This window comes from Micromonospora craterilacus (assembly GCF_003236315.1).
Classification (GTDB): domain Bacteria; phylum Actinomycetota; class Actinomycetes; order Mycobacteriales; family Micromonosporaceae; genus Micromonospora; species Micromonospora craterilacus.
Genome location: NZ_POTY01000285.1, coordinates 1 through 8,096 on the forward strand (window position 1 = coordinate 1; position 8,096 = coordinate 8,096).

The window sequence follows — 8,096 nt, forward strand, 5'->3', positions numbered from 1 at the left end:
GCACGGCGCTGCGGACGTTCGGCCGGCGCCCCCGGCCGCGGCCGCGACCACCCCGACCGTGGCCGTGCGGTCCGTGGCCGTGCGGCCCGGGCGGGAAGGGCGGGAAGCCGAACCCGCGCATCCGGGCCTCGTGCAGGGGATGCCCCCGTCGATGGAACCTCATCAGGCTGTCTCCTTGATAGAACTGTCGCTGATGCATCAACGATATATCGGCAATGCAACGGCGACAACTCGCTTGCCTCCGGGCGGCCCGCGACATTCGCCCCGGCCCGTCCGGGCCGTCCGGCCCGGGCGTGTCAGGTGGTCGGACCGTGGTCACCGTCCGCCACCACGCCCCGCACGCATCTGGCAGGCTGGTAACCGTGCTGACGGCGCCGGTGCGGCAACTGGGGGAATCGGAACGTCGCGCGGTCGAGCGGTTGCTCGACCTCGACCCGTACGCGAGCGCGCAGGTCGCCGAGCGGGTCGCCGCGCGCGGGCTGGCATGGTGGCGCGCGGAGGGACGGGTGCTCGGGTACGGCTCCCGTCGGCACCTCGAATCGGTCTGCTGGCTCGGCGGTAACCTCACCCCGGTGCTGGCCAGCCCGCAGGCCGTCGCCGCCTTCGCCGACCTGCTCGCCGGCGAGGAACGGCTCTGCTCCTCGATCGTCGGGCGGGCCGACGCGGTGCTGGAGCTGTGGGACCGCCTCTCCGCGACCTGGGGACCGGCCCGAGACGTACGCCCGAACCAGCCGTTGCTGGCCACCGACGCGCTGCCCGAGGTCGAACCCGACCCGCAGGTGCGCCGGGTCCGTGGCGGCGAACTCGACCTGCTCTTCCCGGCGGCGGTGGCGATGTACACCGAGGAGGTGGGGGTCTCGCCGCTGGCCGAGGACGGTGGGCGCGGGTACCGGCGCCGGGTCACTGACATGATCCGCTCCGACCGGGCGTACGCCCGGTTCGTCGACGGCCGGGTGGTCTTCAAGGCCGAACTGGCGGTCGTCACCCGACGCACCGCCCAGGTCCAGGGGGTCTGGGTGGCCCCCGAGTGGCGGGGTCGGGGGATCGCCACGGCGGCGATGGCGGCGGTGGTACGCGACGCGCTGACCCGGGTCGCCCCGACGGTCAGCCTGTACGTCAACGACTTCAACCTGCCCGCCCGGCGGGTCTACGAACGCTGCGGCTTCCGCCCGGTCGGCACCTTGGCCACCGTGCTCTTCTGAACGTCTGCTCGCGGCGAAAATGCGTTGAGCTGCCCGGGCGCGCGCAGCAGGCTGGAACCTCCGCCACCATTCCGGGAGGAACCGACCCATGCGCCTGCTCCGTGATCTGTGGGTCACCTCTCCCCGCCGGATGACCTTGGTGGTCGTCCTGATCGTGCTCGGCGGCATCGGTCAGGCGGCCACCGCCGCGCTGGCCGGGCCGGTGCTGGTGCACCGTTCCGTCGGGTTCTTCGCGCTGCTGGCGGCGGCCCTGGTCGCCGCCGTCATCAGCGACCTGGTGGTCAGCCTGGTGATGGCCGGGGTGACCGCCGACTGGGCCGCCGACCTGCGCCGCCGGCTGTGCCGGGTGGCGATGGGCCAACCGGTGCCCGCCCTGGAGACCACGCCCGTCGGTGAGATGCTCGACCGGATCGACGGCGACGTGTACGACGTCGCCTCCGGGGTGCGCGGACCGGGCGTGCGGCTGGCCCAGGCGCTCGCCGTCGGCCTGCTGTCCACGCTGGTCGCGCTCACCGTCTGGTGGCCGGCCGGGGTCGGCATGCTGCTGCTCACCGTGCTGCTCGTGTTCACCCTGCGTCGGCCGGCCGCGCGGATCGCCCCGGCCCGGATGAAGGAGGAGGCGGCCTGGTCCGACCTGGCGGCGGTGATGGAGGAGTCGATCCACGGCCAGGACGACGTACGCACCAGCCTGGCCCGGCCGTACGTGGTGCGGCTGTACGCCGTTCGGGCGGCCGAGGTGCTCCGTCGCGGTCTGCGGGTCTGGCGGATGTCGGCGCAGGTGAACACCGTTGCGGCCGCCGTGACCCGGGTCGGCATCGCGCTGGTCGTGCTCGGTGGGGCGTGGGCGCTGGCCACCGGCCGGGTGGACGCCGCCCGGCTGACCGCGATCTGGCTGCTCGCGCTCTCGATGGGCATGACCGTCGAGCACGTCAGCCGGATGGTGCCCGAGGTGCAGTACGCCCTCGGCGCGTGGGGCCGGGTCCAGCTGCTCCAGGGCTCCCCGCAGGAACCCACGGGCGGTGCCGCCCCGATCGACGGGGACCTGGTCATCCGCGACCTGACGTACCGCTATCCGGCCAGCGGGCCGGACTCCGACCGGGGCCCCGCGCTTCGCGACATCAACCTGACCTTCGCCCGTGGTCGCTCGTACGCCCTGGTCGGGCGGACCGGATCGGGCAAGTCGACGCTGGCCAAGATGCTCACCCGGGCCGTCGACGTGCCGCCGGGCACGGTGCTGCTCGGTGGGCGTGACGTGCTCGACCTGGACGTGGAGCAGCTGCGCCGGTGGGTCGCCGTGGTGCCGCAGCGGACCGAGATCCTCGCCGGCACGCTCGCCGAGAACGTCGCGCTGTTCGACCCCGAGCTGCTCGACGCCGCCGTGCAGGCCCTGCACGAGCTGGGGCTGGCCGGCTGGATCGCCGAGCTGCCCGCCGGCCTGGACACCCGCCTCGGCGAGGGCGGTCACGTCCTCTCGGCCGGGCAGGAGCAGCTCGTCGCGTTCGCCCGCATCCTGGTCCGCGACCCGCACGTGGTGATCCTGGACGAGGCCACCGCCCGGCTCGACCCGGTCACCGAGACGCGGGTGCAGCAGGCCACCGAGCGGCTGCTGCGCGACCGGATCGGCATCGTCATCGCCCACCGGCTGTCGTCGGTGAGCCGGTGCGACGAGGTGGTGGTGCTGGCCGACGGCGCGGTGGTCGAGGCGGCGCCGCTGGCCCGGTCGCGCCGCTTCGCCGAACTCCTCGCGGCCAGCCACGCGGGCGCGTACGGCGGCGACGCCCCGGTGGATCTGCTCGCCGGCTCGGGCGCCGACTGGGTCGGGGGCGAACCGGCACTCGTCGGTGCCAACCCGGCCAGCGCGACCATCGCGGCCTCCCCGGCTGGCGCGACCATCGCGGCCTCCCCGGCCGGCGCGACCATCGCGGCCTCCCCGGGCAGCGTGGCCGGCGCGGTTGTCGACGGCAGTCCGGCGTTCGGCCCGGTGGCCGGCGGTGACCGGACCGGCCCGCCGGCCGGCGCGGATCGGCCAGCCCCGGCCGAGCCGGCGGGCCGGCCGGATGCCGCGCAGGGGTCAGCCGCCGAGGGGGATCCCGCGCCGGTGGTGGGGCCGGAACCGATCGAGCCGGCCGACGGACGGGAGGTCGGCGCGCGGGAGGTCGGCGTACGCGAGCCGGCCGGCCGTACCGCCACCGGACCGCCCGGCGGCGATCGGCGGCCCGCGTCCCGGGCGCGGACGCTGCGGGAGATCTTCCGGCTCTGCTCCAACGACCCCCGCTACGGCATGGCGGCGGTCGGGGTCTTCGCCGTACTGGCCGTGTTCGGCCTGGACGGGCCGGTGCTTGCCTGGCTCTGGACCGACCTGATCGACGGTACCGGCGACCCGTGGCTGCCCGCGCTGGGCATCGCGGTCGGTCTGGTGCTCGCCATTCCCGCCCACTACTGGACCTACCTGTGGTTCCCGGCCTGGTGGGTGCGGCAGATGCTGCGGATCAGCCTGCGCCTGGTGCACGGCCAGACCGGTCCGCGCCGGGTCAGCCGGCACACCCCGGCCGAGGTGGTGGCCCAGGGCGGCGACACCGAGCGGGTGGTGCAGCTCGCCGACAACCTGTTCGACCAGATGGTCGGCCTGATCCTGCTGGTGGCGATGAACCTGATCACCGGCAGCGTGGTGCCGGGGCTGTTCTTCCTCGGCACCATGGTGCTGTCCGGGCTGGCCGCGACAGCGTTCGGCCCCCGGCTGGAGCGCGCGGCCCGGGACACCGTCGCCGCGCGGGCGGCGTTCGCCACCGCACTGGTCTCCACGCTGTCGGCCGCCCGGACGGTGAAGCTCGCCGGGGCGACCCGGCCGGTGCTGACCCACCTCGCCGATCTCGACGCGGTGCGCAGCGACCGGCAGCGCCGGGAGATCACCGTGCAGGTGTGGGCCCGCTCCACCCCGGCGGTGGCCAGCGGCCTGCTCCCGATCGGCGTCTGGGCGCTGTTCCTGGCCGGTGGGCTTTCGGCCGGGGCGGCGCTGGTGGCGGTCGCCACGCTGGGCGCGGCACGTTGGTTCGCCTGGACCACCGCGTCGCTGATCTCGCAGGTCCCGTCGGCACGGGTGTGGACCCGCCGGACGGCGCAGATGGCCGGGATGGAGGTCTACTCCGCCCGGGTGCCGGGAGTGGACCTGACCGCCGGGACGGCACCCGCCCCGCCGGTGGCGCCGCGTACCCCGCTGCGACGGCTGGAACTGGCCGGCTTCGGCGTCCGGCACACCGACGGCATCACCGCTGTACGCGACGTCGACCTGACCGTGGAACGTGGCCAGCTGGTGCTGCTCGTCGGCCCGGTCGGCTCGGGCAAGTCCTCGCTGCTGCGGGCACTGGCCGGCATCGCCCCGCACACCGGGGAGCTGACCTGGAACGGTGAGCCGGTCAACGAGCCGGAGCTGTTCCTCCGCCCCAACCAGGTCGGCTACGTGGGTCAGCTGCCCCGGGTGCTCTCCGGCACGGTCGCCGACAACATCACCCTCGGCCACCAGGTGGACGCCGGGCACGCGGTGACCACCGCCCAGCTCGAACACGACCTGGTCGGCACCGGCAGCGGGCTCGGACTGCTCATCGGGCACAAGGGCACCCGGCTGTCCGGCGGGCAGTTGCAGCGCCTGGCACTGGCCCGGGCGCTGGCACCGCGTACCGAGTTGCTGGTCGCCGACGACATCTCCTCCGCGCTGGACGTCACCACCGAGCTGGCGCTGTGGCAGGCACTGCGCGAGCGCGGGGTGACCGTGGTCGGCTCCACCTCCAAACGGGCCGCGCTGGTGCGGGCCGACCACGTGGTGGTGCTCACCGGCGGCACGGTGATGGCCCAGGGACCGTGGCGCGACCTGGAGCAGCGCTGGGGTCACCTGGCCGGCTGAACCGGGGCCGGACGTGCGGGCCCGCGCGCCGATCGGGCGCGGGCTCGCCGGCTCACACCGCCCGCAGGTACTGGTCGGGCCAGTTGGCGTCGGCGCCCAGCTTCGCGGCGGCCTGGTGCGGCCAGTACGGGTTGCGGAGCAGTTCCCGGCCGAGCAGCACCAGGTCCGCCTCGCCGTCGGCGATGATCGCCTCGGCCTGCTCCGGCTCGACGATCAGGCCGACCGCGCCGGTCGGGACCTTCGCCTCGCGGCGGACCTGGGCGGCCAGCGGCACCTGGTAGCCGCGGCCCAGCGGGATGGCGGCGGTCGGCGACGCCCCACCCGAGGAGCAGTCGACCAGGTCCACCCCGGCGGCGGCCAGCGCGGCGGCCAGCACCACGCTGTCGGCGACCGTCCAGCCGCCCTCGACCCAGTCGGTGGCCGAGATCCGGGTCAGCACCGGCACGTCCTCGCCGACGGCGGCGCGGACCGCGTGGGCGACCTCCAGCGTCAGCCGCATCCGCCCGGCCCGGTCCCCACCCCACCCGTCGCCGCGCTGGTTGGTCAGCGGAGACAGGAACTCGTGCAGCAGGTAGCCGTGCGCGGCGTGGATCTCCACGACGGCGAACCCGGCGTCCACCGCCCGCGCGGCGGCCGTGGCGAAGGCCTCGACGACACCGGCGATCCCGGCCGGGTCCAGGGCGGTCGGCACCCGGCACTCCGGCAGGAACGGCTCGCCGGTGGGCCCGACCGGCGTCCAGCCGCCCGCACCATCGGGCACCCCGCCCCGGCACGGATCCCACGGCCGGTACGTCGACGCCTTGAAGCCGGCGTGCGCCAGCTGCACGGCCGGCACCGCGCCGTGCCCGGCCAGGAACCGGGTCACCGGGCGCCAGGCGTCGACGTGCCGGCCGGACCACAGCCCGGTGTCCTGCGGGCTGATCCGACCCTCCGGCAGCACGGCGGTCGCCTCGGTCATCACCAGTGCGGCACCGCCGACGGCGCGGGCGCCGAGGTGCACCAGGTGCCAGTCGGTGGGCAGGCCGTCGGGGCCGGCGGTGTACTGGCACATCGGCGCCAGCGCGATCCGGTTGGGCAGGGTCACCGCGCGCAGCGTCAGCGGCGTGAACAACGAACTCATCCCGGCATCCTCTCCCGGGTGCCGAAGCGACGGCCATGACGCTCGCTACTTCGATCGAGCTCGCCTGGTGGCGACGGGCCCGACTGCCAGGGTGACGGCGGTGACCAGGCCCCAGAGGACGGCCACCGCCAGCAGCAGCCGTTCCAGCGTCCCCACCAGCGAACTCCGGCCGACGGCCAGCATGGCCAGGCCGACCGCGCCGGCGAGGGGGAGCGCCACCGCCGCGGCGACGGTGGCCACCCGGCGCAACGGGCGGTCCGCCGCCGGGGCGAGGGCGATCGCGATCATGGCGAAGACCACCGCCGCGGTGGCCGCGACGCTCGCCCCGCCGTGCACCAGGTCCGCCACGGTGGCCCGCTCGAACGGCGGCAGCGGGCAGCCGGCGCTGCATGTCACCGCGCCGGACAGGAGGGTGGCGAGGCTGCCGAAGGTGAGCAGCGCCGCCGCGGCCCGCAGCACCGCCGGCAGCGCGGCGGCGACCAGCATCAACGCCGCGGCCAGGGCGAAGACCCCGATCCGGTACGTCCAGGCGTACCCGCTGTCGGCGACACCGGCCTCGCTGACGTACCCGGTCAGGCCCGGACCGGGACCGGCGACCACGGCGACCGTCACCGCGGCCGTCCCGGCGATCACGCATGCCGCCGCGCCCGCCGCCGCGACCCGCGAAGCCGCACCGCCGCGCAGAGCCGCACCCGCCCGCGAAGCTGCACCGGCCCGCGAAGCTGCACCGGCCCGCGAAGCTGCGCCGCCGGGCGAAGCTGCGCCGCCGCGCGAAGTCGGCCCGCCGCGTCGTCCGGGTGCGGGCGTCGGCCGACCGGGGGCAGGTGGCTCAGCCACGCCCGTGCGGCGTCGTCCAGCCGTGCAGGTCCGGGCCGAGCGGCACGATCGCGGTCGGGTTGATCTCGCGATGGGTGGCGTAGTAGTGCCGCTTGATGTGGTCGAAGTCGACCGTCTCGCCGAAACCGGGGGTCTGGAACAGATCCCGGGCGTACGCCCACAGCACCGGCATCTCGGTGAGCTTCTGCCGGTTGCACTTGAAGTGCCCGTGGTACGCCACGTCGAAGCGGACCAGCGTGGTGAACAGCCGCACGTCCGCCTCGGTGATCGCGTCGCCCATCAGGTAGCGCCGGCCGGACAGCCGCTCCGACAGCGCGTCCAGCCGGCCGAACAGCGCCCGGAACGCCTCGTCGTACGCCTGTTGCGAGGTCGCGAAGCCGCACCGGTAGACGCCGTTGTTGACGTCCCGGTGGATCTCGGCCATCAGCGCGTCCATCTCGGGGCGCAGCTCGATCGGGTAGAGATCCGGTGCGTCCGGGGCGTGCAGGCGCCGCCACTCGGTGGACAAATCCAGGGTGAGCTGCGGGTAGTCGTTGGTGACCACCCGGCCGGTGCGGGTGTCCACCAGCGCCGGCACGGTGACCCGGCCGGAGTAGTCGCTGTCGGTGGCCAGGTACGCCTCGGACAGGAAGCCGATGCCCAGCACCGGGTCGAAGCCGTCCGGGTCGAGGGTGAACCGCCAGCCACGTTCGTCCCGGATCGGGTCGACGGTGCCCAGCGAGATGGCGTCACGCAGCCCGAGCAGGTTGCGCACGATCAGCGCCCGGTGCGCCCACGGGCAGGCCCGGCACCAGATCAACCGGTAGCGGCCCGCCTCCAGCGGCCAGCGGTCCTGCTCGTCCGGGCCGCCGCCGGGCGGCGAGGTGGAGTGCGGGGTGACCCGCCCGGCGAACCGGTTGGGCTGGCGGACGAACGCGCCGCCGTCGCTGGTCTCCGCGCTGAACTGGGCTCGCACCATGCCGACAACCTATCCAAGCGGGCCGGCGATATCCTGGCCGCCGGACGTTCCCGTGACCCGGGGACGCTCCCGCCCCCGCCC

Annotated in this window: 5 protein-coding genes; 2 read left to right on the forward strand and 3 right to left on the reverse strand. The window is 75.0% G+C overall.

Annotated elements, in window-relative coordinates; translation table 11 throughout:
* The first annotated feature begins 362 nt into the window (after positions 1–362).
* Positions 363–1,202 (forward strand): GNAT family N-acetyltransferase, encoded by an 840-nt coding sequence (locus C1I95_RS29675; RefSeq protein ID WP_111218823.1) that lies wholly within the window; start codon positions 363–365, stop codon positions 1,200–1,202.
* 88 nt (positions 1,203–1,290) lie between these two features.
* A complete protein-coding gene (locus tag C1I95_RS29680; protein WP_111218825.1) occupies positions 1,291–5,100 on the forward strand; it encodes an ABC transporter ATP-binding protein in 3,810 nt (1,269 codons plus the stop codon).
* A 52-nt stretch (positions 5,101–5,152) separates the two neighbouring features.
* Here C1I95_RS29680 and C1I95_RS29685 read toward each other — a convergent pair whose 3' ends face one another.
* The 3 genes from C1I95_RS29685 to C1I95_RS29695 all read right to left on the reverse strand — a co-directional run bounded on the left by C1I95_RS29685 (position 5,153) and on the right by C1I95_RS29695 (position 8,015).
* Entirely contained in the window at positions 5,153–6,220 is a 1,068-nt protein-coding gene (locus C1I95_RS29685) for an NADH:flavin oxidoreductase/NADH oxidase (RefSeq protein ID WP_111218827.1), read from the reverse strand.
* Between the two features lie 45 nt (positions 6,221–6,265).
* A complete protein-coding gene (locus tag C1I95_RS29690) occupies positions 6,266–6,853 on the reverse strand; it encodes a DUF998 domain-containing protein (RefSeq protein ID WP_233513968.1) in 588 nt (195 codons plus the stop codon).
* 196 nt (positions 6,854–7,049) lie between these two features.
* Positions 7,050–8,015 (reverse strand): glutathione S-transferase family protein, encoded by a 966-nt coding sequence (locus C1I95_RS29695; protein ID WP_111218829.1) that lies wholly within the window; start codon positions 8,013–8,015, stop codon positions 7,050–7,052.
* Positions 8,016–8,096: the final 81 nt, after the last annotated feature.

Excerpts from the sequence above, each read along its gene's own strand:
- C1I95_RS29680 (WP_111218825.1), top strand. The coding sequence starts at position 1,291 with ATGCGCCTGCTCCGTGATCTGTGGGTCACCTCTCCCCGCCGGATGACC.
- C1I95_RS29685 (WP_111218827.1), bottom strand. The coding sequence starts at position 6,220 with ATGAGTTCGTTGTTCACGCCGCTGACGCTGCGCGCGGTGACCCTGCCC.
- C1I95_RS29695 (WP_111218829.1), bottom strand. The coding sequence starts at position 8,015 with ATGGTGCGAGCCCAGTTCAGCGCGGAGACCAGCGACGGCGGCGCGTTC.